Below are 26641 nucleotides of genomic sequence, written 5' to 3' on the forward strand. Positions count from 1 at the left end.
CCGGCCGATGATCCGACTCCCGGTGTTACGATGCCCGGTCGTTCGACGACTGGCTCAACGCCTGAAGAGCGATCGGCGCGGGACTCTCGCGGTGGAGTTGGCGGTGGCGATGCCGATCCTGATCGCGCTGACCTTCAGCGTCGTCGAGTTTTCGCGCTATATTCTGATCAACCAGAAGGTGGAACGGACGTCCGCAACCATCGCCGACATGGTCTCGCGCGCCTCGGCCCTCAGCGAAGCCGACCTCACCGTCATGTTGTCGGCGTCGGCAACGATCATGGAGCCGTTCGACATGGCGACGCAGGGTCAGGTCATCGTCACCAACATCAGCGCCAATGACGGCAACCCGCCGATCATCAATTGGCAGCGCGCCTACGGCGGGGGCAAGGGGAGCAGCGATTTCGGCAGCGAGGGCGACAACCCGACCTTGCCCAACGGCTTCAGCGTCGTCAACGGCGACAGCATCATCGTCTGCGAGGCGTACTTCGACTACGAGCCGTTGTTCATAACCAAGCTGTTCAAGGCCGAGACGCTCCGTCAGTTTACCCTGTTTCGCCCGCGCTTCGCCTCCCTCACGGCAGTCCTGCCCTGACAGGCTGCGCCGCCTCGCCACGCAGGCTGCGCCCCCTCGCCACGCCGGTTGCGCCGGCCTCGCTTCGACGGCCGGGAACGGCGGGCGGCCGGTCATTGCGGGTTCCGTTCCGCCTGGAAATGATGTAGCCGGAATGACCGGCGCGTCGGCGCGCCCCTCTCCGATATGCGGAAGTCCGACATGCGGTTCGTGCACTGCGCAGACGTTCATCTGGATAGCCCGATGCGCGGGTTGGAGGCCTATGAGGCTGCACCCGTCGGCGAACTGAAGGGCGCAACGCGCCGCGCCTTCGAAAACACCGTCAACCTGTGCTGCAGCGAAGGAGCCGCCTTCCTCGTCATCGCCGGCGACCTGTTCGACGGCAACTGGCGCGATTTCAACACCGGCCTGTTTTTCGTCAAGCAGATGGCGCGGCTGCGCGACGCCGGCGTCAAGGTGTTTCTGGTGCGCGGCAACCACGACGCCCAGAGCCGCATCACCAAGCGGCTGCCGCTGCCGGACAACGTCGTCGAGTTCCCGGCAGCGGCTCCGGCGACGAAGCGGCTGGATGATCTCGGGGTTGCGGTGCATGGCTGTTCGTTCGCCCGCCCGGACACCAGCGACAACTTGGCCGCCCGCTATCCGCCGCCGGTTCCCGGCTATCTCAACATCGGCGTGCTGCACACGGCGCTGAACGGGCGGGAGGGGCACGAGCCCTACGCGCCGTGCACGCGGGACGAACTGATCGCCCGCGGCTACGACTATTGGGCTCTCGGCCATGTCCACCAGCGGGAGGTGGTGTGCGAACAGCCGCCGATCGTCTTTCCGGGCAACCTCCAGGCGCGACACATCCGCGAGGCCGGCGCCAAGGGTTGCACGCTGGTGACGGTCGAGGATGGACGGGTAACGGCGCTGGAACATCGGGTGGTCGATGTCGCGCGATGGGTGCTGATCAGCGTGGATGCCGGCACCGCCGACACGCCCGACGAGGTGCTGACGCTGGTGCGCGACGCCTTGCGCGCCGAGGCGGTGGCAGCGGAAGGGCGTCTGGTTGCGGTGCGGGTGCGCGTCCAAGGCCGCTCGCCGGCGCACGACGCGTTGATGCGGCAGGAAGGGCAGTGGGTGCAGGACGTGCGGGCGACCGCCGCCGATGTCGGCTTCGAGACCATCTGGGTCGAGAAGGTGGAGCTGGCGACCCGGTCGCCGCGCCTTGACGACGCCCGGAGGCGCCCGGATGACGCTTTGGCGCAACTCCTGCAGGTGGCGGACGCGCTGCGCGCCGATCCCGAGGCGGCGGCCGCCCTGCTGCAGCCGCAGTGGAAAGACCTGGTGAGCAGGCTTCCCCCGGAAGCGCAGCACGGTGACGCCGCGATCAAGCCGGAGGAGCCGCAGCACCTCGATCGTCTGATCGAGCGGGCGGTGGACGTCATCGCCGGCCGGCTGATGCCGCCGGCCGACTAGACCGCTGCCGTGCGCTTTCAAGAGCTTCACCTCAAGTGCTACGGTCCGTTCAGCGACCGGGTGCTGGCGTTCGCGCCCGGCGAGCACGACTTCCATGCGATCTATGGCCGTAACGAGGCCGGCAAGACGACGACCTTGCGGGCTCTGTCGAACTTCCTGTTCGGGTTCGAGGATCGCCGTAAGGACGCTGTCGGTGATGATTTTCTGCACGAGAAGCGGGCGCTCCGCATCGGCGCCGTCATCCGCGCCACTTCGGGGCAGGTGCTCACACTTTATCGCCGCAAGGGCCGCACCGGCACCTTGCTCGATGCCGATGACCGGGCCGTGGACGATGGCGCGCTCGAACCCGTCCTCGGGACCATGCACCGCGAGCTGTTCCACCGCTTGTTCGGCCTCGATCACGTGCGCCTGCGGGCCGGCGGCGAGGACATTCTGCAGGGCGGCGGCGAGGTCGGCCTCACCCTGTTCGAAGCGAGCGCGGGACTGGTCGGCCTGCGCGGCGTACTGGATGATCTGTGCCGGGACGCCGACGCGATCTTTCGTCCGCGCGGCCAGACCCAGTCGCTGAATCAGGCGTTGAGCCGCTACCGCGAGGCGCGCACCCGCATCCGCGATGCGACGCTCTCCGAGGAAACCTGGCATCAGGCAGCCGAGGCGTGCCGGCAACTGGAGGCCGATCAGAACGACCTCGGGCACCAGCTCGACGACCGGCAGAAGGCGCGGACGCGGCTGGAGCGTATCCGCCGCAACCTTCGCGACCTGGTCGTCCGCCGCAGCATCGAGAGCACCCTTGCCGAGTTGGCGGCGGTGCCCGAGCTGCGGGACGGATTCGGCGCTGAGCGTCTGGCGGCGCAGGAGCGGCTCGTTGTCGCCGAGCGGGACGCGGTGCGGGCACGGGAGGCGGCGGACCGCATCAAGGCCGAGCTCGGCGTCGTCGCCGTGCCCGAAGCGCTGCTGGATCAGGCGCAGGACATCGAGGCATTGCAGGAGGAGCGGGGCAGGGTCCGCGGCGCCCTTATCGACCTCCCGAAATGCCAGATCGAGTTCGCGGCCGTCGAAGCGCGCATCTCGGAGCGGCTTCGGGAGGCGGATCTGCGCCTGACGGCGGAGGATGCAGCGGCGGCGCTGCCGACGCGGCCTGCGCTGGCGCGACTGCGCGCGCTGATCAAGAACCACGACGCCCTGACCACCGATCTCGCCCGTGTGCGGTCGGCGGCGCGCGAAGCCGACGAGGCTGTCCGGGCGGCGAACGAGGCGCTCGCCAAGCTGGATGGCGCACCCGATCCAGCCCCGCTGCGGGCGGCGGTGGAAGGCGTCGGCGAACAGGGGCGCCTCGAAGATGCGCTGAGCGATGCCGAAGCCGGCGTCGCCCGCATGACCGCGGAGCTCGGCGACCGGCTGGCTGCATTGCCGCTGTGGTCGAGCGCGGCGGAGGAACTGGTGCGGTTTCCGGCGCCGGCCGACAAGACCGTCGATCGCTTCGACGCCGACCTCGCCGATGCGGATGTGGCGCTGAGCGCGGCTCGCGCCGCGGTGGCCGCTGTGCACGACACCATCGCCGAACTCGAGCGAAACAAGAGCGCCCTCGTCGCGCAAGGACGGATTCCGACCGCGACAAGCGTCGCGGAGGCTCGGACGCGCCGGGACAACGGCTGGCGGCTGATCCGCCGCGCCTTCATCGATGCCTCCGGCGATGTCGCTGCCGAGGCCGCGGCGTTCGACGCGCAACGCGCCCTGCCGGAGGCTTACGAGCGGTCCGTCGCCGAAGTGGATGCCCTGACCGACGCTCTCTACAACGAAGCGGAACGGGTGGCGCGGTTCCAGGAGCTTGACGCCGCCCATCGGCGGGCGCTGGAGCAACTGGCCACGGCGCAGGAACTCCAAGCCGCCGCGGCCGATCGACGAGGGGCGCTGGAGCGGGCTTGGCGGGATCTGTGGGCGGCGCTAGGCCGGGAGCCGTTGCCGCCTGCTGAAATGGGCGTGTGGCTCCGTCACCGTGCGGACATCGTGACGATGATCGGGGCCGTCAGGAATCAGCGTGACCAGATCAACGCCCTGCAACGGAGGATCGGCGAGGCGCGCCGCGTCCTCATCGACGCGCTCTTGCCGTTCGGCGAAACCGCCTCGGCGCCCGGCGAGACGGTTGTGGCGCTGCTGCGGCGCGGCAAGGCCACGCTCGCCGCGATCATGGAACTCCGCGCCGAGCGTCTTCGCTTGAACGATCGCCGCGACGAAGCAGAGAGGACGCGGGACCGCGAACGGCAACGCCTGGCGCGCGTCGAGACGGCGCTGACGGAGTGGCAGGCGGAGTGGGGGCGGGCGGTCGGCGTTCTCGCACGGCCCCAGGATGCGACGACCGAGGAGGTCGAGGCGGTGCTTGAGATCGTCGACGACCTGCGCACCTTGCTGGTGAGCTGGTCCGACCTCCGCCACCAGCGCATCGAGGCCATGCAGGATCACATCGCCGGTTTCGAACGCCGGGTTGGCGCCGTCGCCCTGGCGGCGGCGCCGGATCTGCGGGATGAGCCGGCGGTGGACGCCGTCCGCCACCTGTGCGAACGCCTCAAGCACGCCCGGAACGAGCACCATCGCCGTCAGCAGTTGCAGGCCGATCTGGCGCGGGAGCATGCGGCCCTCCGAGCCGCGGAAACCGCCGCCGGCGAGGCGACCGCGGCATTGGAACGTCTCTGCCGGGAGGCGGGGCGCGACCGTCCCGAGGACCTCGACCACGTCGAACGGCAGGCTCTTCATAAAGCTCAGAAATTGAGGGACCTCGAGGAGATCGAGGCGCGCTTGCTGGAGCACAATCCGGCTTGCGATCTTCAGCAGATCGAAGCGGAGGCGGCGAGCGAAGATTCCGACAGCTTGCCGGGGCGGAGCGAGGCGTTGGATCAGGAGATTGCGGAGCTGTCCACCCGCCGCTCGGAGCTGGCGCGGCGGATCGGCGAGATCAGCAATCAGCTCCAGGGCATGGACGGCGGCGACGCTGCGGCGCGCGCCGCCCAGGACGCGGAGGCGCAACTGGCGCGGATTCGGGAAGACGCCGAGCGCTGCATCACCTACCGGGTGGCGATCGCGCTGTTGACCCGCGCCGTCGCCGCCTACCGGGAGAGCCACCAGGGTCCGTTGCTCGCGCACGCCGGCGCGCTCTTCGGAAGCCTCACCTGTCGTTCGTTCGAGGGCCTGGCGACCGATCTGGACGACCGGGACCAGCCGGTGCTCCTCGGCATCCGCCCCGGGGGCGCGTCGTTGACCGTGGACGCGATGAGCGACGGGACCCGCGACCAGCTTTACCTCGCCATCCGCCTGGCGGCGATCGAGGCCTACCTGGCGCACAATGAGCCGATGCCGCTGGTCCTCGACGACATCCTGATCAATTTCGACGACGCCCGCGCGGCGGCGACGTTGCGTGTGCTATATGATCTGAGCCGCCGCACGCAGGTGCTGCTGTTTACCCATCACACCCACCTCATCGACCTGGCGCGGGCGGCGATCGGTGAGCAGCGGATATCCGTGCTTACGCTCGACTCCTGACATCGCGCCGCGACCGGACTGCCGTCATGCTCCGCATCTCGAACCTCACTTACCGCATTGGTCCGCGTCTGCTGCTCGACGGGGCGGATGTGACCATCGGCGCCGGCCAGCGGATCGGACTGGTCGGACGCAACGGCTGCGGCAAGACGACGCTGTTGCGGTTGATTGCGGGATTCGCGGACGCCGACGGCGGCGCCATCCATATGCCGGCGACGTGGCGGGTCGGCATGACGAGCCAGGAGGCGCCGGGCGGCGCGGAAACCCTGGTCGAGACCGTGCTGGCTGCCGACGCTGAGCTGGTCGACCTCACCGGGGAAGCCGAGACCGCCACCGATCCCCATCGCATCGCGGAAATCCACACGCGGCTCCATGACAAGGACGCCCATGCCGCCGAGGCCCGCGCCGCGCGCATCCTCGCCGGCCTCGGGTTCTCGGAGGCGCAGCAGCAGCGCCCGTGCGCCGAGCTGTCGGGAGGCCTGCGCATGCGGGTGGCGCTGGCGGCCTTGCTGTTCAGCCAGCCGGACCTGTTGCTGCTCGACGAGCCGACCAACCATCTCGATCTCGAAGCGACACTGTGGCTTGAGGACTACCTGCGCGACTATCGCGGCACGATCCTCCTGGTCAGTCACGACCGCGGCCTGTTGAACCGGGTCCCGGAAGGGATCGTCCATTTGGAGAGCGGCAAGCTCACCCTCTACGGGGGCGACTACGACCGCTTCGAGCAGACGCGGGCGATGCGGATGCAACTCGACGACAAGCTGCGGGCGCGCCAGGAGGCGCAGCGCGCCCACATCCAGGCATTCGTGACGCGCTTCCGCTACAAGGCCAGCAAGGCGCGCCAGGCCCAGTCGCGCCTCAAGATGCTGGCGCGGATGGAGCCGATCCCGGACGATCGTGACCACGACAGCGTCACCTTCGACTTTCCGGAGCCGGATCCGCTGCCGCCGCCGCTCTACGGCCTTGACGGGGTGGCCGTCGGCTACGACGGCAAGGCGGTGCTGTCGGGGGTGTCGCTGCGGCTCGACAGCGACGACCGCATCGCCCTGCTCGGCGCCAACGGCAACGGCAAGTCAACGCTGATCAAGCTGTTGGCCGGACGCCTGGCGCCGATCTCGGGGCACGTCAATCGGTCGCGCAAGCTGCGCATCGGCTACTTCGCCCAGCATCAAGCCGAAGAGCTCGACCTGGAGGCGACGCCCCTGATCGCGCTCGGCCGCAAGCGGCCGCACGACGCGGAGGTGCGGCTGCGCGCTCAGCTCGGGCGCTTCGGCTTCTCGCAGGAACGGGCCGAGACGCCGATCGGAAGTCTCTCCGGCGGCGAGAAGGCGCGGCTGCTGTTCGCGCTGATGTCTGCCGACCGGCCCCATATCCTGCTCCTCGACGAGCCCACCAACCACCTCGACATGGACTCGCGCCAGGCCCTCGTGCAGGCGATCAACAGCTTTTGCGGCGCCGTCGTGATCGTCAGCCACGACCCGCATGTGCTGTCCCTGACCGCAGACCGCTTCTGGCTCGTCGACGGCGGGCGGGTGGAGGGGTTCGACGGCGACCTGGACGACTACCGGGCGCGCCTGTTCGCCGCCGGTCGGGCAGGAACCCGGAGCCGCTCCCCGGACACCGACAGGAGCGGCGACCGCAAGGAGCAGCGGCGTCGGGCGGCCGAGCGGCGTCAGGCGCTGGCGCCGTTGCAGAAACGCCTGGAGAGCGCCGAGCGGGCCGTGCATCGGCTGGAGGGCGAGCGCCAGCGCCTGCTCGAGGCGCTGGCCGATCCGGCGCTGTACGACGGCGACAGCGGGGCGCTGGTCGCCATGAAGATGCGCCTCGGCGACACGGAAAAAGCCCTGGAGCGCGCTGAGGCAGCGTGGCTGGAACTCCAGGAATCCTGGGAGGAGGCGCGCGCTTGACCCTTCGATGCCTCAAGCTTGAGCCCGCTCAGTGGAGAGCGATGACCAGCTTGGCGGCGGGGTCGAAGAGACTGGCGATCGTCCATACATAGATCCGCTCGCGCGGGCCGATGGGGACGACGCGGGCGGCGTTATGGTCCACGACGCGGGCGTCGGTGCGGAGCTTCAGCGAGCCGGTGCTGGTTATCCCGCGCTCACGCAGGCGGCGCGCGTCGTTCGCCGATATTGCGCGGCCTTCGAGGGTGACCTGGCCGGTGGACTCGACGTACTTGATGCCGAAGATGCGATCCGAGCGGCGGACGAAGTTGACGCTGCGGGCCTGCAGCAGGTCCCCCGAGCGCCGCCACTGCAGGCGAAACACGCCGTCGCCGACATGACGAAGGGTGCGGGTCGCCGGATCGCGCTCAAGGTCGGTCTCGATGCGGGCGATCTTGGCGCGCCGCTCATCGGCATCGAGGCTGCCCTCGGCGATCTCGCGCACCAGCGGAAGCCAGGCGAGATCGCCATCGAACTTCAGGTCGAAGTAGCCGGTTCGGGTGATGGTGGCGTCGACGTCGAAGCGGAGCGGCAGAAAGCAACCGTGGAGGCCCGCCGCGGTAACGGCGGCCAGAAGCAGTAACTGCACGATCCGCATTGGCGTCGCCCGGCGCATGGGTCCAGGGGACAGCATAGCCGGGGAGCGTTAATCATCCGTGAGCCGAGCCTCGAAGCGTTTCGCCGCGGTCCACAGCCGTTCCAGTTCGTCCAGATCGGCGTCTTCGGGGCGGCGGCCGCCGTCGGCGGCCAGCATGGCCTCGATGCGCTCGAAGCGGCGCTCGAACTTGCGGGTTGCGCGGCGGAGCGCCGCCTCCGGGTCGAGGGTCAGCTTGCGCGCCACGTTGACGCAACTGAACAGCAGGTCGCCAATCTCGTCCTCAAGGCGGTCCGCCGGAGCGCCGGCGGCGATTTCGTCCGCCAGTTCGCCGCTCTCCTCGTCGAACTTGGCGAGCGCCGAAACGGCGTCCGGCCAGTCGAAGCCGACCCGCGCCGCCCGCTTCTGCAGCTTGAGCGCCCGGGTGAGGGCGGGCAGGGTTCGCGGCACGCCGTCGAGCGCTCCGGCGGGTTCAGGGTTTGCGGCGCCCCGCTCGGCAGCCTTGTGCTGCTCCCAGCGTTCGGTCTGGGCCGCAGCGCTCTCCACCACCGCGTCGCCGAACACGTGGGGGTGACGGCGGACCATCTTGTCGCATATGGCGGCAACCACGTCGTCGAACGCGAAGGCGCCGATCTCGCGCGCCATCTCTGCGTGGTAGACGACTTGCAGCAGGAGATCGCCGAGTTCGTCCTTGAGGGCAGCCATGTCGTTGCGCTCGATGGCGTCGGCGACCTCGTACGCTTCCTCGATGGTGTAGGGCGCGATGGTGGCGAAGCTCTGCTCGACGTCCCACGGGCAGCCCCGCTCGGGATCGCGAAGCCTGGTCATTATCGCAAGAAGATCACGGATGTCGGTGCTCATCATCGCCCTCGCATTCGGGCTCGCGGTTGCTCGGCCTCCCTTAGCGTATCCCGACGGCGTTGCCCAGGTGCGTGGCCCCGCACGGGCGGCCGCGGCTCGTCGACAAATGCGTCGCAGAATCACTTGCAAAATGCTGCGCCTGTGCGCATATGCTCGCCGCTTGGGCTGAAGAAGAAGATGGAGCCGAAGATCGTCATCTCCAGACGCGGGCTCTGATGGCGTGGGAGGAAGAAATGATCGCGAAACGCTTGTTGCTGACCGCGCCGATCGCGGTTGCGGTGGCCGCCGCCTACGTTGCCGGCGACGCGGCCGGCATTCCGGCGGCTGCCGAAGAGGTCACCGCCGCGGCGGTGACCTCGTCCGATTCCGTCAGCCGCGGCCGCTACATGGTGGTGATCGGCGGCTGCAACGATTGCCACACCAGCGGCTATCTGTTCAGCAATGGCGACGTACCCGAGGCGGCCTGGCTCACCGGCGACACGATGGGCTTTCGCGGGCCGTGGGGCACCACATACGCCACCAACCTCCGCCTGCTGATTCAGGATCTGGGAGAGGACGAATGGGTGGCGATGGCAAGGAACCTCGTCGCCCGACCGCCGATGCCGTGGTTCAACCTGAGGCAGATGCAGGAGCAGGATCTCCGCGACATCTACCGCTACGTCCGCCATCTCGGCGGGGCGGGGAAACCGGCGCCGGCGGCCGTCGATCCCGATGAAGAGCCCACGACGGCCTACATCCTCATGCAGCCGCAGCCTCCGGTCGGACGCGGGCGGTAGGCGCCGGCGGCGCGGCTCACTCAGCCGCGGCCGCAGCGAGGCCCCGGTCGAGGTCGCGGATCAGGTCGTCGACGCTCTCGATTCCAACAGACAGACGGACCACATCGGGGCCGGCACCGGCGGCGACCTGTTGCGCCTCGGTAAGCTGGCGGTGGGTGGTGGAGGCGGGATGGATGATCAGCGAGCGGGTGTCGCCGAGGTTGGCGAGGTGCGAGAACAGCTCGACCGCTTCGACCAACCTGATGCCCGCTTGGAATCCGCCTTTGACTCCGAACGTGAACACCGAGCCGCAACCTCTTGACAGATACTTCTTTGCCAATTCATGATGGGGGCTCGACGGCAGCCCCGGATAGGACACCCAGTCGACGCTCGGGTGTTGCGCAAGAAACTCGGCGACCGCCTCGGCATTTTCGCAATGGCGCTGCATGCGGAGCGGCAGGGTTTCGATGCCGGTAAGCGTGTAGAAGGCATTGGCCGGCGACAGGGACGGACCGAAGTCGCGCAGCGCCACCGCCCGCGCCTTGGTCGTAAACCCGAAATCTCCGAACGTCTCGAAGAAGGTGAGGCCGTGGTAGGCCGGTTCCGGCGCCGTCATGCCGGGGAACTTGTCGTTCTGTGCCCAGTCGAAGTGGCCGGATTCCACCAGTGCTCCGCCCATGGCGTTGCCGTGGCCGCAAAGGAACTTGGTCGTCGAGTGCACAGCGAGGTCGGCGCCCCAGTCGAACGGCCGGAACAGGTACGGGGTGGGGACGGTGTTGTCTACGATCAGCGGGATGCCGGCAGAATGGGCGATGTCGGCGATCGGCTCCACGTCGACGACCACCGCTCCGGGGTTCGCCAGCTGTTCGACGAAGATCGCCTTGCAGCGGGGCGTCAAAGCGGCGCGAAAGTTCTCGGGATCGCGCGGATCGACGAAGTGACAGGTCCAGCCGAGCTTCTTGAAGCTGACACCGAACTGGGTAATGGAGCCGCCGTAAAGGTTGCGGGACGCGATGAACTCGTCGCCCGGCTCCAGCAGCGTGAAGAACGTGAGAAACTGGGCGGCATGACCAGAGGCGCAGCAGACGGCGGCGCGACCCCCCTCAAGATTGGCGATGCGCTCCTCCAGCACTGCCACGGTCGGATTGGTCAGCCGCGAATAGATGAACCCGAAGGTCTGCAGGTTGAACAGATCGGCGGCATGGTCGGCGTCCTCGAACACGTAGGCGGTGGTCTGGTAGATCGGGGTCGAGCGGGCGCCGGTGACCGGATCGGGGCGGGCGCCGGCGTGGACCGCGCGCGTTTCGAAGCCGAACGGGGATGCGCCGCCGCCGTCGGGGCAGTGGGATGAGGATCCGCCGTTGCCGCCGGTCATGGCTGGCGCCTTGGTCTCTTGGCGGAGATGATGCCCGAGTTGACGCCTTGCCACCCGAGTTCGTTGCACAGGCGCCCGTACTCGATCTTGATGCAGCGGTTCATGATCACCTGCAGCCCGGCGTCTTCGGCGCGCTGCGCGGCGGCGTCGTGACGCACCCCGAGCTGCATCCAGACGCTCTGGATGCCGAGCCGCTTCTTGAGGGCGATGGCCTTGTCTACGACCCCGGCGGCCGCGTCGGAGGCACGGAAGATATCGACCATCTCCACCGGCTCGTCGATGTCGTCGAGGCTCGCCCGCGTCATCTCCCCCAGGATCGCCGTTCCGGCGACGCCCGGATTGACGGGAATCACGCGGTAGCCCTTGCCCTGCAGATACTTCATGACGAAGTTGGACGGCCGCACCCACTTCGGCGAAGCGCCCACCATGGCGATCGTCCGCGTCTCGCGGAGGATGCGACGCACGACCTCGTCGTCGTAACGCAAGGGGACGCCGGTGCGCGTGGCCGCGATCACCGCCCCGTCCATGCCGGCAGCGGCCGTTTGGCGATGAAGGCGTCGACCCCGGCCTGGGCATCTTCGCCCATCATGTTGCAGGTCATGGTCTCGCTGGCGGCTTCATAAGCTGCTTCCAGTCCCATCTCCAACTGCTTGTAGAAAAGTTGTTTTCCGAGGCTGACAGCAAATGGCGACTTGGCGGCGATGGCGCCGGCGAGATCCGCGACCGCCTGGTCCAAGGCGTCCGCCGCCACGACCCGGTTGACGAGCCCGTAGTGACGGGCGGTCGGGGCGTCGATGAAGTCCCCGGTCAGCAGCATCTCCATGGCGACCTTGCGGGGGAGCTTGCGGCTCAGCGCCACCATCGGCGTCGAGCAGAACAGGCCGAGATTGACTCCGGAGACCGCGAAGCGGGCCTGTTCGGCGGCCACCGCCAAGTCGGAAGAGGCGACGAGCTGGCATCCGGCGGCGGTGGCGATGCCGTGAATGCGGGCGATGACCGGCTGCGGGATGCGGGTCAAGGTCATCATCACGCGCCCGCACTGCTCGAACAGAGCCTTCATGGAGTCCCGATCCGGCGTCTCGCGCATCTCCTTGAGGTCGTGGCCGGCGCAAAATGCCTTGCCGGCGCCGGCGAGCACCACGACACGCACGCCGGGATCCGCCGCGATGGCGTCCAACTGCTGCTGCAGAGATGTCAGCAGCGCCCGGGACAAGGCGTTGAATTGGCTCGGGCGATTGAGGGTAAGCGTGGCGATGCCGTCGCGGTCCTCGCGCAGCAACACGCCGGGTTCCGCGCCGGCGGCATTTCGTTCGACAACAGGCGCATCCATGGCCGTGCGCTCCTCTTCAGGGTGATGAAAAAGCAGAAGCAAATTGACGTTAACGTAGAGGTTACCTAGCCTGCCTGTGACCCACTTTCAACGGCGGGGCGGCCTTGAGATCAGAGGCAGGCGCGGTGGCCAAAATCAGCGTAGAGGATTTCAATTCCATCCTGCGAGAAGAAGTCCCGTTCGCGCATCAGATGGGCATGAGCGCCGACCTCATCGGCAAGGGGACGGCGCGGCTGCGGCTGCCCTATCGCGTTTCGATGCTGCGGCCGGGCGGCACCATCGCCGGTCCGATGATGATGGCGCTGGCGGATGCCTGCATGTACGCGGTCGCACTTTCGGTGATCGGGCCGGTCAAGCTGGCGGTGACCACCAATTTCAGCATCAATTTCCTGTTTCGCGCCAGCCCCGCGGATTTGCTTGCGGAAGGACGCCTTCTCAAGCTCGGCAAGCGCCTAGTGGTCATGGAGGTGACGGTCCATTCCGAAGGGCACAGCGAACCCGTCGCCCACGCCACCGGCACCTATTCCATCCCGCCGATGCAAGGCGGGAGCCCGGAGCCCTGATTCCTTAGCCTTCGTCGGAGCAGAAGCCATGGACAAGCCACTGTTGCATCTGGTGTTCGGCGGTCGCGTGCGCGATCCGCGCGGGGTCGATTTCGTGGACACAGGGAGCCTCGATATCGTCGGCATCTATCCGGGTTACGCCGAGGCGCTGAAGGCCTGGCAGGGCGTGAGCCGCAAGACCATCGATTATGCCGATATCAAGTACGTCATCGTCCACCTGCATCGTCTGCTTGAGCCGGACGCGGACGAGGACGGCTGAGGCTCAATCGGCGTCGGCGTGGGGGGCGACGATCGCGGCTGCCAGCCCGCCATAGTCGCGGAAGTGCGGGTACTGGGGGAACTCACGGATGACGGTGTCGGGAGCGCGGAACAGGATGCCGCGGTCGGCAGCGGCGAGCATGGTGGTGTCGTTGTACGAATCGCCGACCGCCGTCACCCGGAAGCGCAGGCTGCGGAACGCCTCGACGGCGAGGCGCTTGTGGTCCCGGAGGCGAAGCGTGTAGCCGACGATGTGGTCGGCATGGTCCACGTTCAGCCGGTGGCAGAACAGCGTCGGCCAGCCGAGCTGATTCATCAGCGGCGCCGCGAACTGGGTGAACGTGTCCGACAATATGACCACCGGCCCGCGCCGGCGGAGACCGTCCAAGAACTCGGCCGCCCCCGGCAGCGGCTCCATGTCGTGGATCACCGCCTGGATGTCGGCCAACGTCAGGCCATGCTTGCCCAATAGTTCCAGGCGATGCTGCATCAGGGTGTCGTAGTCGGGGATGTCGCGGGTGGTGAGGGCGAGGCCGTCGACGCCGGAGACGCGGGCGACATTGATCCACACTTCCGGAACCAGGACCCCTTCCAGGTCGAGACAGACGAGTTGCACGGATCACCGCCCTCGTATCGGCGCAGCCATGGGTGGCAGCCCTCATCGTTGACGCGCCCGCCGAGTGCAGCCGCGTGCCGGGCGGTATAGACCGCGATCCGCGGTCTGCGCAAATCCCTTGTTTCGAAGCCTCCGGAGTCAAGACCGGCGGAAGGCGACCAGGTCCTTGAACACGTCCTCGAACATTGCCGGGGTCAATCTGCCCGTATTGGTGTTCTGCCGCGAGCAGTGATAGCTGGCGGCGAGATCGATACCGCATGGCAATCGGTAGCGGACGCCGTGTGCGAAGGGATGCTCTTTGCGGCTTAGACCGAGCGCCGCCAGCACCGCGTCGTGGGCGACGGCGCCGAGGGCGGCGATGGCTTGCAGGCGGGGGAGGGCGTTGATCTCGGCATAGAGGTACGGGCGGCAGGCGGCGATCTCCGCCGGGGTCGGTTTGTTGGCGGGGGGCACGCAGCGCACTGCATTAGTGATGCGGCAGCCGACCAGAGAGAGGCCGTCATCGCTGCGGGCGTCGTAGTCGCCGGCCGCGAGACCGAAGCGGATCAGCGTCCGGTACAGCAGATTGCCGGCGAAGTCACCGGTGAACGGACGCCCGGTGCGGTTGGCGCCGCGCAATCCCGGCGCAAGCCCCACGATCAGCAGCCACACCTCGCTGCTCCCGGGAGCCGGTTTGAAGGACGCCACCGGCGCGTTGTGCCACTGCGGATGCAGCGCGCGATTGGCGTCTCGGAACGCAACGAGCCTCGGGCAGCGCGGACATTCACGGCCCGGCTCGATCGCGTCGGCCTCGACGGACATCACCGGCGGACGGCGTCGCCGTGGTCAGACTTCCTCGTACAAGCCCTGGGGCTTGCGGTTGCCATTCGGCTCCTCGCCCCCGTCGTCGTCGATGGGCGCCTGATGGTGGCGAGCGGCGCTGCCGTGACGGTCCGTCTGGCGGTCGTCGCGGCCAGGCAGGGTTCGCTCGATGCTCGCCTGCAGATCCACCAGTTCGACGAAATGATCGGCCTGGCGCCGCAGCTCATCCGCCACCATCGGCGGTTGCGAGCGAATGGTGCTGACCACGGTTACACGCACCCCCCGCCGCTGCACCGCCTCGACCAGCCGCCTGAAGTCGCCGTCACCGGAGAACAGCACCACGTGGTCGAGGTGCACGGCCATCTCCAGCACGTCAATGGCCAGCTCGATGTCCATGTTGCCCTTGACCTTGCGGCGGCCGGCAGCGTCGGTGAATTCCTTGGTCGCCTTGGTGACCACGGTGTAGCCGTTGTAGTCGAGCCAGTCGATCAACGGGCGGATCGGCGAGTATTCCTGATCCTCGACAAGCGCCGTGTAGTAAAACGCGCGGATGAGGTGGCCCCTGCTCGCGAAGACCTCAAGCAACCGCTTGTAGTCGATATCGAAATTGAGAGCGCGCGCTGCCGCATACAGGTTGGAGCCATCAATGAACAGAGCCAACCGTTCTTGTGGATAAAACACCATCGATCATATCCTTTTTCGCGAACCGCGGCGACCGGGACATGAACTGCCCGGCCAAAGGTACGGCGTGAAACACCGGCGCGGCGATCGCTGTTACAGAAATGTTCTGATAACCTAGGGAGGCGGTCTCAGCGGCGCAAGAGCATATCAGGCGAGCCTGGCAGGCCGGCGAGGGCCAAGCGACAGCGAGGGGTTTGAAATTGACGGGCATTTATATCGGCATCGGGGCGAACCTCCCCAGTCCCCGGCACGGTCCGCCGCTCGCCACCTGCCGCGCTGCCGTTGCGGCCATCGCCAACCGGGAGGTGACGGTGGTGCAATGCTCGCGATGGTACCGCAGTTCGCCGGTGCCGCCATCCGATCAGCCTTCGTTCATCAACGGCGTGATGGCCGTGTCGACGGCCCTTGCGCCGCCGGCATTGCTGGCGCTGCTGCACGGCATCGAAGCCGAATTCGGGCGCACCCGGACTTTCCCTGGCGCCGCTCGCGTGCTGGACCTGGATTTGCTCGCCTACGACGACCGAGTGACCGATTCGGCCGCCGGCGTGGCGCTTCCCATCCGCGCCTGCACGAGCGGGCGTTCGTTCTGAGGCCGTTGGCGGAACTGGCGCCGCACTGGCGGCATCCGGCGACCGGCGTCGTGATCGCGGATCTCCTGACCGCACTCCCGCCCGGCCAAAGCGTGGAGCCGTTGCCGGAAGACGTCCGCGACCATCGGGAGGATGATCATGCGCCTTGAGTCGGGGGCAGCTGCATCCTATATTTTGGTATTCTGCCGCGCCGGTTCTTGACACCTGCCATCTCGACACCTGCCATCTCGGTGAAGGCAGGCGATTTTCGGCATCCTCTTTTGGAGTAACCGTATGGCCCGCGTTACCGTCGAAGACTGCGTCCAACGTGTTCCCAACCGATTCGATCTGGTCATGCTCGCGGCGCAGCGGGCGCGGAACATCGGCGCCGGCGCAACCTTGACCGTCGATCGCGACAACGACAGGAACCCCGTCGTCGCGCTCCGGGAGATTGCGGACGGAACGATCGCCTTGAAGGAGCTCGAGAACAACCTGGTGCAGAGCCTTCAGAAGGTGCCCGAGTTGGACGAACCGGAAGACGATAAGATGGACCTGGGCAAGCTGGAGCAGGAGTTGGCGTTTGAGCAAGGCTTGCAGGCGGCGTTCGACGATGCCGATGCCGACGAGCTGCACGTCGATGATGATGACGGGGAAGAGAGCGATATCGAGGACGACGGGGAAGAAAGCGATATCGAGGACGACACGGATACGCCTGACATCGTTATCGAAGACGACGAGCCGGAGGAAGCCGGCGGCGACGGAAGCGGGGAGCCCGACGGCGACGGAAGCAGAGAGCCCGACGACGAGCTTTAAAGTGATTCCGATGCCGGACGCGTCACGAACGGTGTGGGGTGACGATCGAGGTTGATGGAATTTGAGTCGGGCCCGGCGGCAGCACGGTGTGAGGCATCCTGACAGGAATCACCATCGGATGGTGAAACAGGCGGGCCCGTGGGGGCATGAGCGCGACCCGAGATGATCCGGCAGTTCGAGCTTGTTGAGAAGATCAAGGCTTACGATCCGGAGGCCGACGAGGACCTGCTCAATCGCGCCTATGTCTTTGCAATGAAGGCCCACGGCTCGCAGACGCGGGCCTCGGGCGATCCTTATTTTTCCCATCCCCTCGAAGTCGCCGGCGTGCTGGCCCGTTACCGGCTCGATTGCGCGACCATTGCCACGGCGCTGCTCCACGACACCATCGAGGACACCGAGGCTTCGCTAGGCGACATCCATAAGCTCTTCGGCGCCGAAGTGGCGCGCCTGGTCGATGGCGTCACCAAACTGACGCGCATCGAGCTGCAGTCCGAACATACCAAGCAGGCCGAAAACCTGCGGAAGCTCGTGCTGGCCATGTCCCAGGACATCCGCGTGCTGTTGGTCAAGCTCGCGGACCGGCTGCACAACATGCGCACCCTGCCGTCCATCGACAACGCCGCCAAGCGGCGGCGGATCGCGCACGAGACCATGGACATCTACGCGCCGCTCGCCGAGCGCATCGGTATGCACGAGATGCAGAACGAGTTGGAGGACCTCGCATTCGCCGAGATCAACCCGGAAGCCCGCAACTCCATCATGGCCCGGCTCAACTTCCTCCGCGACCAGTCGGGCGACCTCATCTCGCGCATCGTCCAGGAGCTGCGCGCCACGTTCGCCGCGGGAGGATTGCGGGCCGCGGTGATGGGGCGGGAAAAGACGCCGTATTCGGTATGGCGCAAGATGCAGCGCAAGAACGTCGGCTTCGAACAGCTCTCCGACATCATGGCGTTCCGCGTCATCGTCGCCAGCGTGGAGGACTGCTACCGCGCCCTCGGCATCGTCCACGCCGCCTATTCCGTCATTCCCGGCCGCTTCAAGGACTACCTGTCGACCCCCAAGCCCAACGGCTACAAGTCGCTGCACACCGGTGTCATCGGCCCGGAGAACCAGCGCATCGAGCTGCAGATGCGCACCCGCGAGCTGCACGAAGTCGCCGAGTACGGCGTCGCGGCGCACTGGATGTACAAGCAGAGCCTCGACCTCACCGACGGCAAGCAGTACCGCTGGGTGCGGGAACTGCTCGACATCGTCGAGCATGCCTCGGGGCCGGAGGAGTTCCTCGAGCACACGCGCCTCGAGATGTTTCAGGACCAGGTGTTCTGCTTCACGCCCAGGGGCGACCTCATCAGCCTGCCGAACGGGGCGACGCCGGTGGACTTTGCCTACGCCGTGCACTCCGAGATCGGCGACACCTGTGTCGGCGCCAAGATCAATGGCCGCCTCAGGCCGCTGCGCACCCTGCTCAGCAACGGCGACCAGGTGGACATCGTCACGTCCAAGGCGCAGTCGCCGTCGCCGACCTGGGAGCGCTTCGTCGTTACCGGCAAGGCGCGCGCCCGGATCCGCCGTTACATCCGCTCGAAGGAGCGCGAGCAGTATCTCCAACTCGGCCGCTCCCTCGTGCAGCGGGCGTTCCGGGAGGAAGGCTACGAGTACTATGACAAGGCGCTCGAGGGGGTGCTCAAGAACTTCAAGCAGGCGACGATCGAGGATCTCCTGGCCCAGGTCGGCGCCGGCTACATCACTGCCCGCACCGTCATCGAGGCTGTGTTCCCGGGAATCCGCAAGCCCAAGAGCTTCTATGAAAAGGTCGTGCCGCTCAGGGTGCGACATCGCCGCGTCCGCAAGGACCCCGAGCCGGCGCTGCCGATCCGCGGCCTTATCCCGGGCATGGCGATGCATTTCGCCGGCTGCTGTCATCCACTGCCGGGCGACCGCATCGTCGGTATCGTCACCACCGGCAAGGGTGTCACCATCCACACCATAGACTGCGAATCCCTCGACGCGTTCTCGGAGACGCCGGAGCGATGGATCGACGTTTCATGGGAGGCCAACAGCGATGACGGCATCACCCACACCGGCCGCATCAATCTGTCGGTTCTGAACGAACCGGGGACTCTCGGCAGCCTCACATCCGTCATCGGCAAGAACGAGGGCAACATCACGAATCTCAAGATGACCAACCGCACGCAGCAGTTCTTCGACATGCTGATCGACATCGAGGTGCGCGACGTGCGGCATCTGACCAACATCATCGCGGCGCTCAGGGCCAGTCCGGTCGTCAGCTCCGTCGACCGGGCCTACGGCTGACCATCGGTTTCAGGGGGGAAGGGGCGACAAGCGATGACGGAGCATCTGCGGCTCGGCATCAACATCGACCACGTGGCGACACTGCGCAACGCACGCGGCGGCGCGCATCCGGACCCGCTGCGCGCAGCACAGCTGGCTATCTCCGCCGGCGCCGACGGCATCACGGCGCACCTGCGGGAAGATCGCCGCCACATCACGGACGCCGACATGGCGGCGCTGGTGCGTGAGCTTCAGGCCCCCATCAACATGGAGATGGCGGCTACCGACGATATGCTGGCGATCGCTTTGCGGCTTCGCCCGCACGCCGTCTGCATTGTCCCGGAGAACCGCGCGGAACGGACGACGGAGGGCGGGCTTGACGTGATCGCCGTCCGGCATGCGCTGACGCCGATCGTCGGCAAGCTGTGCGACGCCGGCATTCGGGTGTCGCTGTTCGTGGAGCCGTCCATCCCCCAACTCGACGCGGCGCTTGCAGTCGGCGCGCAGGTGGTGGAGCTTCACACTGGCGCCTACTGCGAGGCCGGCATCGATGCGCGCCCGGAGGAGCTGGCACGCCTCCGCGAGGCTGCAGTACATGCGCGGACGATTGGCCTCGAATGTCACGCCGGCCATGGCCTGACGTTTGCGACCGTCGGCGCCGTCGCCGCGCTGCCGCAGGTGGTGGAGTTCAACATCGGGCACTTCCTGGTCGGCGAGGCGGTCTTCATCGGCTTCGCAGCCGCCATTCGTGAGATGCGCCGGCGCATGGACGCGGCGCGCTCGCCTGCCGAGGATCACGGCGCGAAGTCCCTGCGCGCAGGTCGGACGCGATGATCATTGGAGTCGGCACCGATCTCCTTGACATTCGCCGTATCGAAAGAACCCTGGCGCGGTTCGGCGACCGCTTCTGCCAACGGGTGTTTACGGATCACGAGTGCCGGCGCTGCGACCGGCGCCTTCACCGGGCCGCCTGCTACGCCCAGCGCTACGCCGCCAAGGAGGCCTGCTCCAAGGCGCTCGGCACCGGGCTCCGCCGCGGCGTGTTCTGGCGCGACATGGCGGTCGACAATCTCGCCTCCGGCAAGCCGGTCATGACGCTGACCGGCGGGGCGCGACGCCGGCTCGAACACCTCACGCCCGGGGGAATGCGGGCGGCGATCGAGGTCACGTTGACCGACGAGTATCCGTTGGCCCAGGCGGTGGTCGTCATTTCGGCCGTGCCGGCGGGATCTGCGGAAATGGGAGGGTGAAGGCCTTCCGGCGGTCGCCGCCGCGGGATCAGCGCGATACCGCCGCGGAACGGGCGGCTTGACAGGAACATCGGCGGCTGGCTTGATCGGGCGCCATATCGCGGCCCGTCGAGGGGCTCGCGCCCCTCGACTGTGCAGGATCCCCCATGTCCAAGCGGAGCGGCCAAGGCTTCATCGAGCTGATCAAGACCGTCGTCTACGCGGTGCTGATCGCGCTGGTGGTGCGCACGTTCGCATACGAGCCGTTCAGCATTCCGTCCGGTTCGATGATCCCGACCCTGCTCGTCGGCGACTATCTGTTCGTCTCCAAGTTCTCCTACGGCTACAGCCGCTACTCCCTGCCGCTCGGCCTGCCGCTGTTGTCGGGGCGGGTTCTGGATACGCCGCCGCAGCGAGGCGACGTCGTCGTTTTCAAGTTGCCGACCGACAACGCCACCGACTACATCAAGCGGATCATCGGGTTGCCCGGCGACCGGATCCAACTGATCAACGGCATCCTCAATATCAACGGCGAGCCGGTCGAGCGCATTGACGCCGGCGATTACGAAGTCGTGGGCCCGTTCGGCAACATGCGCAACTTCCAGCGGTACGTCGAAGTGCTGCCGGGCGGCCGCAGGCATTTCATCATTGAAGACGGCGACGACAGCCCGTTCGACAACACCGACGTCTACACCGTGCCGGAGGGCCATTACTTCGCCATGGGCGACAACCGCGACAGTTCCCGCGACAGTCGCTTCCGCAACGAAGTGGGGTTCGTTCCGTACGACAATTTGGTCGGCCGGGCGGAGTTCATTTTCTTTTCGGTCGACGGAGAGGTATGGAAAGTGTGGGAGTGGTTTCGCACGCTCCGGGTCGATCGCATTTTTGACAGCATCGAATGATCGGCGAAGAGACCGCGAGCGACGACCGCGCCAGCCGCACGGGCGATCTTGAAGCGAGGCTCGGCCATCGCTTTCGGGATCCGCGCCTTCTCCAGCTCGCGCTGACCCATTCCAGCGTCGTCGGCAACGCCCGCTCCAACGAACGGCTCGAGTTCCTCGGGGACCGGGTGCTGGGGCTGGTGGTGGCGCACCTGCTCTTCGAAAGCTTCCCGCACGAGGCCGAGGGAGCGCTTGCGCGCCGCCATGCCGCCCTGGTCCGCCGGCAAGCGTTGGCCCGGGTGGCTGAAGACATCGGGCTCGGTGCCTGCCTTGCGTTGTCCCGCGGCGAGGAGGACGGCGGCGGCCGCACCAATCCAGGCCTGCTCGCCGACGCCTGCGAAGCGGTGCTCGCAGCGCTGTTCATCGACGGCGGCCTCGACGCAGCCGATGGGTTCGTCAGGCGACACTGGCAACAACTGATGGAAGAATCACTGAAGCCGCCGATGGATCCCAAGACGGCGCTCCAGGAGTGGGCGCAGGGACGGGGCCTGCCGCTGCCGCGCTACCGGGAGGTCGGCCGCGAAGGGCCGGCCCATGCGCCGTGCTTCTCCGTCGAGGTCCAAGTGGCGGGACTCGGGATTGAACGGGCGAGCGGCGCCTCCAAGCGCCTCGCCGAGAAGGCGGCGGCGCGGGCTTGCCTGGATCGGATCATGGCCAATGAAGACGCCTGAACGACAGCAAGAGCTGGAAACGCGGTGCGGGTTCGTCGCCGTCCTCGGCGCCCCCAACGTCGGCAAATCGACGCTGGTCAACAGGCTGGTCGGGACAAAGGTCTCGATCGTCTCGCCAAAGGTGCAGACGACCCGCTCGCGCATCCTCGGCATTGTCCTCTCCGGCGACGCGCAGCTGGTGCTGATCGACACGCCGGGCATCTTTCAGCCGCGGCGGCGCCTCGACCGGGCCATGGTGGCCGCGGCGTGGAGCGGCGCTGCCGATGCGGACGATACGATGCTGGTGGTCGACAGCGTCGCCGGCGTCGATGCCGACACCCGCCGCATCGTCGAAGCTATGGCGCAGCGCCGACGGCCGGCGGTCCTGGTCCTGAACAAGGTCGATCGGGTGGACAAGCGCCGCTTGCTGGCGCTTTCGGCCGAACTGGCGGCTACCGGCATCTTCAGTGACACGTTCATGGTCTCGGCGCTGAGCGGCGATGGCGTCCCGGATCTCCTGGCCCACCTGGTGGCGCACCTGCGGCCAGGCCCGTGGCTGTTCCCCGAGGATCAGGTCTCCGACATGCCGCTCCGTCTGTTGGCGGCGGAGATCGTCCGCGAAAAGCTGTATCTTCAGCTGCGCCAGGAGCTGCCGTACGCCTCTGCCGTCGAGACCGAGCAGTGGACCGACCAGGAGGACGGCAGCGTCCGTATCCATCAGGTCATCTATGTGGCGCGCGCCAACCACAAGGGCATCATCCTCGGCCGCGGAGGGAGCCGCATCAAGGCAATCGGCGAGGCAGCGCGCCGCGAGCTCGAGGACATGCTCGAGCGTCGCGTCCACCTGTTCCTCTACGTCAAGGTGCGGGATTGGAGCGAGGACCCGGAGCGCTATCGCGACATCGGGCTCGATTTCCGCGCCTGAGGCCGCACCGCTTCCACGCCCGACGCCGAAACCGGCGGCGCCCCGCAGTCACACGCCGATGCCGACACCGATTCCGTTCAGCGACTTGACCGCATTGTCGAGAGCGGAATCAGCGGTGGCGAACGCCCGCTCGGCATCGGTCAGCGGCTTGCCGTTTTCGTCGATTTGCCGCCACACCCAGTAGCCGTCGGCATTGGAGACTTCGACCCGCGCATAAATTCGGCGGAAGAACCCCCGGCGGCACGGATGCGGTTCCATGACTTCGATGTCGTGTACACTCAACGCCATACTCCCCTTGTCACCAGCGGTAGAGCCCACGCGGGAGACGGCAACGTACCTCATCTTGCACTGCAACAGAACCGCCAAATGCGTTCGCTCCACGTCATCGGCAGCGTTGGCGGCCGGGTGTTGACATGGAGTGGATCGACGACGCGATCGTCTTGTCGGCACGACGTTACGGAGAATCCGCGGCCCTGGTGATGCTGTTGTCGCGGGACCACGGGCGCCATGCCGGCCTGGTGCGCGGCTACGGCGGCCGCCGCAACCGCGGCGTCCTCACCCCGGGCAACGGGGTTCGGGCGCGCTGGCGAGGGCGCGTGGCCGACATGCTCGGCAGCTTCACGCTGGAGCCCACCAGCGCGGTCGCCGCCGGACTGCTCGGGGAGCCGGATCGGCTGGCCGCGCTGGCGGCGGCGTGCGCGATCTTGGAGTCGGCGTTGGCGGAACGGGAGCCTCATCCGCGCGCCTTCGATGACCTCGCGGCGCTGGTCGCGGCGCTCGCCTCCGAGCGGCAGTGGGCAGAGGCGTATGTGATCTGGGAGGTCCGGCTGCTTGCGGAACTCGGCTTCGGGCTCGACCTGACGCGCTGCGCAGTGACCGGCGCCGGCGGCGATCTTGCCTATGTGTCGCCGCGGACCGGTCGCGCCGTGTCGCTGGTGGCAGCCGGCCCGTGGCGGGATCGGCTGCTGGCGCTCCCCGCCTTCCTGGTCGCCGGGGGGGCGGCGGCGAGCGACGAGGAGGTGCTGGCCGGATTGACCCTCACGGCCCACTTCCTGCAGCGGCATGTTTACGGCGCGTTGACCAACGGCATGTCGCGGTCCCCGTCGCGTCCTCCCGAGTTGCCGCCGGCGCGTCGCCTGATGATGGACCGCATCGCCGGCCGCGTGAGCCGCGCAGGCTGCTAGGAACGTATGCAAAGCCAGCAGATAACCTATGCGTGCACAGGGGATTTGCCGACGGCCACCGGTCTGCGTATAATGATCGTAAGATTCAACTAAAAGTCGGGCGGTATGCGTCGCGAATGGCGTTCGTGCATCGTCAGAAGATAGGGGATTGGACATGATTTACCCTGGCGCGACATGGGCCACCAGGACGCCGGAGGCTGCCGGCTTGCAGTCGTCGGCTCTTGACGAGTTTCGGGACGCCACTGGCGATCTCAACGGCTTCATCGTGAAGGATGGGTACAAGGTCTACGGCTGGGGCAGCGACAGCAAGGAGATCGAGTGGGCCTCGGCCGCCAAGCCGGTCTATTCGACAATGGCGCTGTTTGCGCTTCAGGAAGGCCGCCTCGCCAGCCTCGACGAGCCCATCGCGGACTACGGCTGGAGCAGCGAATTGCGGGCTGACGACCTCACTTTGTCGTTCCGGCACCTGGCGAACAACATGAGCGGCTACGCCTTGCCGGAGACGCCGGGGCAGGCATGGGGCTACAACGACTACGCCATCAAGCTCTATACCAAGACGCTGTTCGAAGAGGTGTTCGACGACGCTTCAGCGAACGCCACGGCAACCGATCCCAACAGGCTCGGCGACCTGGACTTCCAGGACGGGGCGATCCTCGACTCGACGGTTGCGGTGCGCAAGGACGTCGGGCTGGCGACCAGCGTGCGCGACTTTGCCCGCATCGGCTGGCTGTGGCTGAACGAGGGAGAGTGGGACGGCAAGCAGCTCCTCCCGGCGTCGTACTTCGACACCTATTTCAAAGCCCAGGTCCCGGCCGACTTGCCGCGCACGTCCGGAAGTCCGGTCGACGACTACCTCAACATGCGCCCCGACGGCGCCGGCGCCGATCAGACGCCGCTCGGCCCAGGCGTCTACGGCATGAACCTGTGGTTCAATACCAACGGTCAGATGTGGCCGGATGCGCCGATTGACACCTTCCAGGCCAACGGCCACTGGAACCGCGAGGTTCTTACGGTGATCCCCAGCCTGAACATGGTCGCTGCCTGGAATGCGCCCAGCATCGGGAACCCCAACACATTCAACGTCGCCATGAACGATCTGCTGCGAAAGCTGGTAGCCGCAGCAGATGACTCGCCGCCGCCGCCGACCGGGGATCTACCGACGTTGAGCGCCGGGCGGATCGAGGCGGAAGCCATGAAGCTGGATGGCTACATCATCGAGAGCCGCGCCGTGTCCTCCGGGGGCAAGCACGTCAAGACCTTGGGCGAGGGCTCCGGCACATTCGTGTTCACCGGCGCCGATGGTGTCTACGAGATCGCCGTCGCCCACAACGACGAGAACGACGGCGCCGGGACCGGTCGCTTTTTCATTGACGGCGCGCAAACGTCCACATGGCGCTTCGACAAGAACAGCGGCTGGAACGAACACGTGTTCACGGCGACCATCGCGTCCGGTGACGTTCTACAGGTCGCAACAACCAAGCAGGGCGGCGAGTACGGGCGCGTCGACTATGTGGAGGTGCGGAGCGACGATGGATCCTCGCCGCCGCCACCCCCGCCATCAACAGACCCGCCGCCTTCGAACGAAGAGCCGCCACCGTCGAGCGGGGATCTGCCGACGCTGAGCGGCGGGCGGATCGAGGCCGAAGCCATGAAGCTCGACGGCTATACGGTCGAGAGCCGAGCGGCGTCGTCGGGCGGCAAGCACGTCAAGACCTTCAGCGAAGGCTCCGGCAAGTTCGTGTTCACCGGCGACACGGGAGACCATCAGATCGCGGTCCGCTACAACGACGAGAACGACGGCGCCGGCAGCGGACGCATCTCGGTCGACGGAGCGCAGGTGTCCACCTGGCAGTTCAACGGCAACAACGGCTGGGGCGAGCAAGTATTTGCCGCATCCCTCGACGCAGGCGATGTGATCGAGGTGAGCACCCGGCAGCAGGGCGGGGAGTACGGGCGCGTCGACTATGTGGAGGTGCGGACCGACGATGGATCCTCGCCGCCGTCACCGCCGCCATCAACAGAGCCGCCGCCTTCGAACGAAGAGCCGCCACCGTCGAGCGGGGATCTGCCGACGCTGAGCGGCGGGCGGATCGAGGCCGAAGCCATGAAGCTCGATGGCTATTCGGTCGAGAGCCGAGCGGCGTCGTCGGGCGGCAAGCACGTCAAGACCTTCAGCGAAGGCTCCGGCAAGTTCGTGTTCACCGGCGACACGGGAGACCATCAGATCGTGGTCCGCTACAACGACGAGAGCGACGGCGCCGGCAGCGGAACCGTCCTGGTCGATGACGCGGAGGTGTCCGCGTGGCCGTTCGACAAGAGCACCGGCTGGGGCCAGCGCGTGTTCACGGCGTCCCTCGATTCGGGCGATGTGATCGAGGTGAGCACCCGGCAGCAGGGCGGCGAGTACGGGCGCATCGACTATGTGGAGATCATCTGATCGGCTGGCGCGCCCGTATGCGGTTCTGGTGCGGCCTTTCCGTGCCGGTGGAGTTTGCGAATGAGGAGCGGCGCGGATAAGGTGTGGCGCCGGTCGCGTGAATGAAGAATAATGTGTGACGCCGTCGGTTCGCCGACGGTGGGCTTGCTGGCCGGCTGGGCTTGCCCCCCTATCCCAGCCGCGCCAGCAGCCGCTTTTATGATCAGGCGCGCATCAGCGAATTGCCCGCCCCGCATCCGCTGATGCTTTTCATGTCCTGA

25 protein-coding genes and 1 pseudogene are annotated in these 26641 nt (G+C 67.1%); 17 read left to right on the forward strand and 9 right to left on the reverse strand.

Annotation, left to right across the window (positions count from 1 at the left end; translation table 11 throughout):
- Positions 1-7 precede the first annotated feature (7 nt).
- The 4 genes from IPM60_07090 to IPM60_07105 all read left to right on the forward strand — a co-directional run bounded on the left by IPM60_07090 (position 8) and on the right by IPM60_07105 (position 7470).
- Positions 8-592, forward strand: a complete 585-nt coding sequence (locus IPM60_07090; protein ID MBK8907662.1) for a pilus assembly protein — start codon at positions 8-10, stop codon at positions 590-592.
- A 180-nt stretch (positions 593-772) separates the two neighbouring features.
- Positions 773-2032 (forward strand): DNA repair exonuclease, encoded by a 1260-nt coding sequence (locus IPM60_07095; GenBank protein ID MBK8907663.1) that lies wholly within the window; start codon positions 773-775, stop codon positions 2030-2032.
- 9 nt (positions 2033-2041) lie between these two features.
- Positions 2042-5566, forward strand: a complete 3525-nt coding sequence (locus IPM60_07100; protein MBK8907664.1) for an AAA family ATPase — start codon at positions 2042-2044, stop codon at positions 5564-5566.
- A gap of 26 nt (positions 5567-5592) precedes the next feature.
- Positions 5593-7470 (forward strand): ABC-F family ATP-binding cassette domain-containing protein, encoded by a 1878-nt coding sequence (locus IPM60_07105; protein ID MBK8907665.1) that lies wholly within the window; start codon positions 5593-5595, stop codon positions 7468-7470.
- Positions 7471-7498: 28 nt separating this feature from the next.
- On the opposite strand, the gene IPM60_07110 is transcribed toward IPM60_07105, so the two are convergent.
- Positions 7499-8095, reverse strand: coding sequence for a hypothetical protein (locus IPM60_07110; protein MBK8907666.1), 597 nt, complete (start codon positions 8093-8095; stop codon positions 7499-7501).
- A gap of 57 nt (positions 8096-8152) precedes the next feature.
- The gene (gene mazG / locus IPM60_07115; protein ID MBK8907667.1) at positions 8153-8962 is read right to left on the reverse strand and encodes a nucleoside triphosphate pyrophosphohydrolase; all 810 of its coding nucleotides are present in this window, start codon (positions 8960-8962) and stop codon (positions 8153-8155) included.
- A 248-nt stretch (positions 8963-9210) separates the two neighbouring features.
- On the opposite strand from mazG, the gene IPM60_07120 reads away from it, so the two are divergent.
- Positions 9211-9738, forward strand: a complete 528-nt coding sequence (locus IPM60_07120) for a cytochrome C (protein MBK8907668.1) — start codon at positions 9211-9213, stop codon at positions 9736-9738.
- 16 nt (positions 9739-9754) lie between these two features.
- Here the strand turns inward: IPM60_07120 and IPM60_07125 are convergent, their stop codons facing one another.
- The 3 genes from IPM60_07125 to IPM60_07135 are packed head-to-tail and all read right to left on the reverse strand — an operon-like array spanning position 9755 to position 12422.
- Positions 9755-11092: an O-acetylhomoserine aminocarboxypropyltransferase gene (locus IPM60_07125; protein ID MBK8907669.1), complete on the reverse strand. Its 1338-nt coding sequence runs from the start codon at positions 11090-11092 to the stop codon at positions 9755-9757.
- Positions 11089-11619 (reverse strand): CoA-binding protein, encoded by a 531-nt coding sequence (locus IPM60_07130; protein ID MBK8907670.1) that lies wholly within the window; start codon positions 11617-11619, stop codon positions 11089-11091. The genes IPM60_07125 and IPM60_07130 overlap by 4 nt, the downstream gene beginning before the upstream one ends.
- Complete coding sequence (locus IPM60_07135) at positions 11604-12422, reverse strand: enoyl-CoA hydratase (protein ID MBK8907671.1); 819 nt, start codon at positions 12420-12422, stop codon at positions 11604-11606. The genes IPM60_07130 and IPM60_07135 overlap by 16 nt, the downstream gene beginning before the upstream one ends.
- Before the next feature lie 191 nt (positions 12423-12613).
- Here IPM60_07135 and IPM60_07140 point away from each other — a divergent pair, with 191 nt between their 5' ends.
- Positions 12614-12985, forward strand: a complete 372-nt coding sequence (locus IPM60_07140) for a PaaI family thioesterase (GenBank protein MBK8907672.1) — start codon at positions 12614-12616, stop codon at positions 12983-12985.
- A 28-nt stretch (positions 12986-13013) separates the two neighbouring features.
- Positions 13014-13244 (forward strand): DUF4170 domain-containing protein, encoded by a 231-nt coding sequence (locus tag IPM60_07145; protein MBK8907673.1) that lies wholly within the window; start codon positions 13014-13016, stop codon positions 13242-13244.
- A gap of 3 nt (positions 13245-13247) precedes the next feature.
- Here IPM60_07145 and thrH read toward each other — a convergent pair whose 3' ends face one another.
- The 3 genes from thrH to IPM60_07160 form a co-directional block, all read right to left on the reverse strand.
- Entirely contained in the window at positions 13248-13859 is a 612-nt protein-coding gene (gene thrH / locus IPM60_07150; protein ID MBK8907674.1) for a bifunctional phosphoserine phosphatase/homoserine phosphotransferase ThrH, read from the reverse strand.
- A gap of 138 nt (positions 13860-13997) precedes the next feature.
- On the reverse strand, positions 13998-14660 hold the full coding sequence (locus IPM60_07155) for a uracil-DNA glycosylase (protein MBK8907675.1): 663 nt from the start codon (positions 14658-14660) through the stop codon (positions 13998-14000).
- Between the two features lie 24 nt (positions 14661-14684).
- Complete coding sequence (locus tag IPM60_07160; protein ID MBK8907676.1) at positions 14685-15344, reverse strand: NYN domain-containing protein; 660 nt, start codon at positions 15342-15344, stop codon at positions 14685-14687.
- A 191-nt stretch (positions 15345-15535) separates the two neighbouring features.
- Here IPM60_07160 and folK point away from each other — a divergent pair.
- From folK to era, 8 genes and pseudogenes are all read left to right on the forward strand, one after another.
- A pseudogene (gene folK / locus IPM60_07165) lies at positions 15536-16080 on the forward strand (2-amino-4-hydroxy-6-hydroxymethyldihydropteridine diphosphokinase).
- A gap of 124 nt (positions 16081-16204) precedes the next feature.
- A complete protein-coding gene (locus IPM60_07170) occupies positions 16205-16723 on the forward strand; it encodes a DNA-directed RNA polymerase subunit omega (protein ID MBK8907677.1) in 519 nt (172 codons plus the stop codon).
- A gap of 162 nt (positions 16724-16885) precedes the next feature.
- Positions 16886-19036: a bifunctional (p)ppGpp synthetase/guanosine-3',5'-bis(diphosphate) 3'-pyrophosphohydrolase gene (locus tag IPM60_07175; protein ID MBK8907678.1), complete on the forward strand. Its 2151-nt coding sequence runs from the start codon at positions 16886-16888 to the stop codon at positions 19034-19036.
- 33 nt (positions 19037-19069) lie between these two features.
- Positions 19070-19849 carry a pyridoxine 5'-phosphate synthase gene (locus IPM60_07180; GenBank protein ID MBK8907679.1) on the forward strand — a complete coding sequence of 260 codons (780 nt, stop codon included), beginning with the start codon at positions 19070-19072 and terminating at the stop codon, positions 19847-19849.
- A complete protein-coding gene (locus tag IPM60_07185) occupies positions 19846-20265 on the forward strand; it encodes a holo-ACP synthase (GenBank protein MBK8907680.1) in 420 nt (139 codons plus the stop codon). The genes IPM60_07180 and IPM60_07185 overlap by 4 nt, the downstream gene beginning before the upstream one ends.
- Positions 20266-20411: 146 nt before the next feature.
- Positions 20412-21146: a signal peptidase I gene (lepB, locus tag IPM60_07190; GenBank protein ID MBK8907681.1), complete on the forward strand. Its 735-nt coding sequence runs from the start codon at positions 20412-20414 to the stop codon at positions 21144-21146.
- Positions 21143-21856 (forward strand): ribonuclease III, encoded by a 714-nt coding sequence (gene rnc, locus IPM60_07195; GenBank protein ID MBK8907682.1) that lies wholly within the window; start codon positions 21143-21145, stop codon positions 21854-21856. The genes lepB and rnc overlap by 4 nt, the downstream gene beginning before the upstream one ends.
- Positions 21843-22760 carry a GTPase Era gene (era, locus tag IPM60_07200; GenBank protein MBK8907683.1) on the forward strand — a complete coding sequence of 306 codons (918 nt, stop codon included), beginning with the start codon at positions 21843-21845 and terminating at the stop codon, positions 22758-22760. Before rnc ends, era begins: the two co-directional genes overlap by 14 nt.
- A 48-nt stretch (positions 22761-22808) precedes the next feature.
- Here the strand turns inward: era and IPM60_07205 are convergent, their stop codons facing one another.
- Complete coding sequence (locus tag IPM60_07205) at positions 22809-23126, reverse strand: hypothetical protein (protein ID MBK8907684.1); 318 nt, start codon at positions 23124-23126, stop codon at positions 22809-22811.
- A 47-nt stretch (positions 23127-23173) separates the two neighbouring features.
- Between IPM60_07205 and recO the strand changes: the two genes are divergently transcribed.
- Together recO and IPM60_07215 are read left to right on the forward strand one after the other, a co-directional pair.
- Complete coding sequence (recO, locus tag IPM60_07210) at positions 23174-23944, forward strand: DNA repair protein RecO (protein ID MBK8907685.1); 771 nt, start codon at positions 23174-23176, stop codon at positions 23942-23944.
- A 154-nt stretch (positions 23945-24098) separates the two neighbouring features.
- Positions 24099-26381: a hypothetical protein gene (locus IPM60_07215; GenBank protein MBK8907686.1), complete on the forward strand. Its 2283-nt coding sequence runs from the start codon at positions 24099-24101 to the stop codon at positions 26379-26381.
- Positions 26382-26641 lie beyond the last annotated feature (260 nt).

The sequence above is a fragment of the Rhodospirillales bacterium genome, assembly GCA_016710335.1.
Taxonomy (GTDB): domain Bacteria; phylum Pseudomonadota; class Alphaproteobacteria; order Rhodospirillales; family Defluviicoccaceae; genus JADJXQ01.

Bases quoted from the DNA above. Each gene is read 5' to 3' on its own strand.
- IPM60_07175 (MBK8907678.1), top strand. From the start codon at position 16,886: ATGATCCGGCAGTTCGAGCTTGTTGAGAAGATCAAGGCTTACGATCCG.
- IPM60_07140 (MBK8907672.1), top strand. From the start codon at position 12,614: ATGGGCATGAGCGCCGACCTCATCGGCAAGGGGACGGCGCGGCTGCGG.
- IPM60_07095 (MBK8907663.1), top strand. From the start codon at position 773: ATGCGGTTCGTGCACTGCGCAGACGTTCATCTGGATAGCCCGATGCGC.
- IPM60_07135 (MBK8907671.1), bottom strand. From the start codon at position 12,422: ATGGATGCGCCTGTTGTCGAACGAAATGCCGCCGGCGCGGAACCCGGC.
- IPM60_07090 (MBK8907662.1), top strand. From the start codon at position 8: ATGATCCGACTCCCGGTGTTACGATGCCCGGTCGTTCGACGACTGGCT.
- IPM60_07215 (MBK8907686.1), top strand. From the start codon at position 24,099: ATGATTTACCCTGGCGCGACATGGGCCACCAGGACGCCGGAGGCTGCC.
- IPM60_07145 (MBK8907673.1), top strand. From the start codon at position 13,014: ATGGACAAGCCACTGTTGCATCTGGTGTTCGGCGGTCGCGTGCGCGAT.
- mazG (MBK8907667.1), bottom strand. From the start codon at position 8,962: ATGAGCACCGACATCCGTGATCTTCTTGCGATAATGACCAGGCTTCGC.
- IPM60_07160 (MBK8907676.1), bottom strand. From the start codon at position 15,344: ATGGTGTTTTATCCACAAGAACGGTTGGCTCTGTTCATTGATGGCTCC.
- IPM60_07185 (MBK8907680.1), top strand. From the start codon at position 19,846: ATGATCATTGGAGTCGGCACCGATCTCCTTGACATTCGCCGTATCGAA.
- era (MBK8907683.1), top strand. From the start codon at position 21,843: ATGAAGACGCCTGAACGACAGCAAGAGCTGGAAACGCGGTGCGGGTTC.
- IPM60_07155 (MBK8907675.1), bottom strand. From the start codon at position 14,660: ATGTCCGTCGAGGCCGACGCGATCGAGCCGGGCCGTGAATGTCCGCGC.
- rnc (MBK8907682.1), top strand. From the start codon at position 21,143: ATGATCGGCGAAGAGACCGCGAGCGACGACCGCGCCAGCCGCACGGGC.
- IPM60_07180 (MBK8907679.1), top strand. From the start codon at position 19,070: ATGACGGAGCATCTGCGGCTCGGCATCAACATCGACCACGTGGCGACA.
- recO (MBK8907685.1), top strand. From the start codon at position 23,174: ATGGAGTGGATCGACGACGCGATCGTCTTGTCGGCACGACGTTACGGA.
- IPM60_07130 (MBK8907670.1), bottom strand. From the start codon at position 11,619: ATGGACGGGGCGGTGATCGCGGCCACGCGCACCGGCGTCCCCTTGCGT.
- lepB (MBK8907681.1), top strand. From the start codon at position 20,412: ATGTCCAAGCGGAGCGGCCAAGGCTTCATCGAGCTGATCAAGACCGTC.
- IPM60_07105 (MBK8907665.1), top strand. From the start codon at position 5,593: ATGCTCCGCATCTCGAACCTCACTTACCGCATTGGTCCGCGTCTGCTG.
- IPM60_07170 (MBK8907677.1), top strand. From the start codon at position 16,205: ATGGCCCGCGTTACCGTCGAAGACTGCGTCCAACGTGTTCCCAACCGA.
- IPM60_07125 (MBK8907669.1), bottom strand. From the start codon at position 11,092: ATGACCGGCGGCAACGGCGGATCCTCATCCCACTGCCCCGACGGCGGC.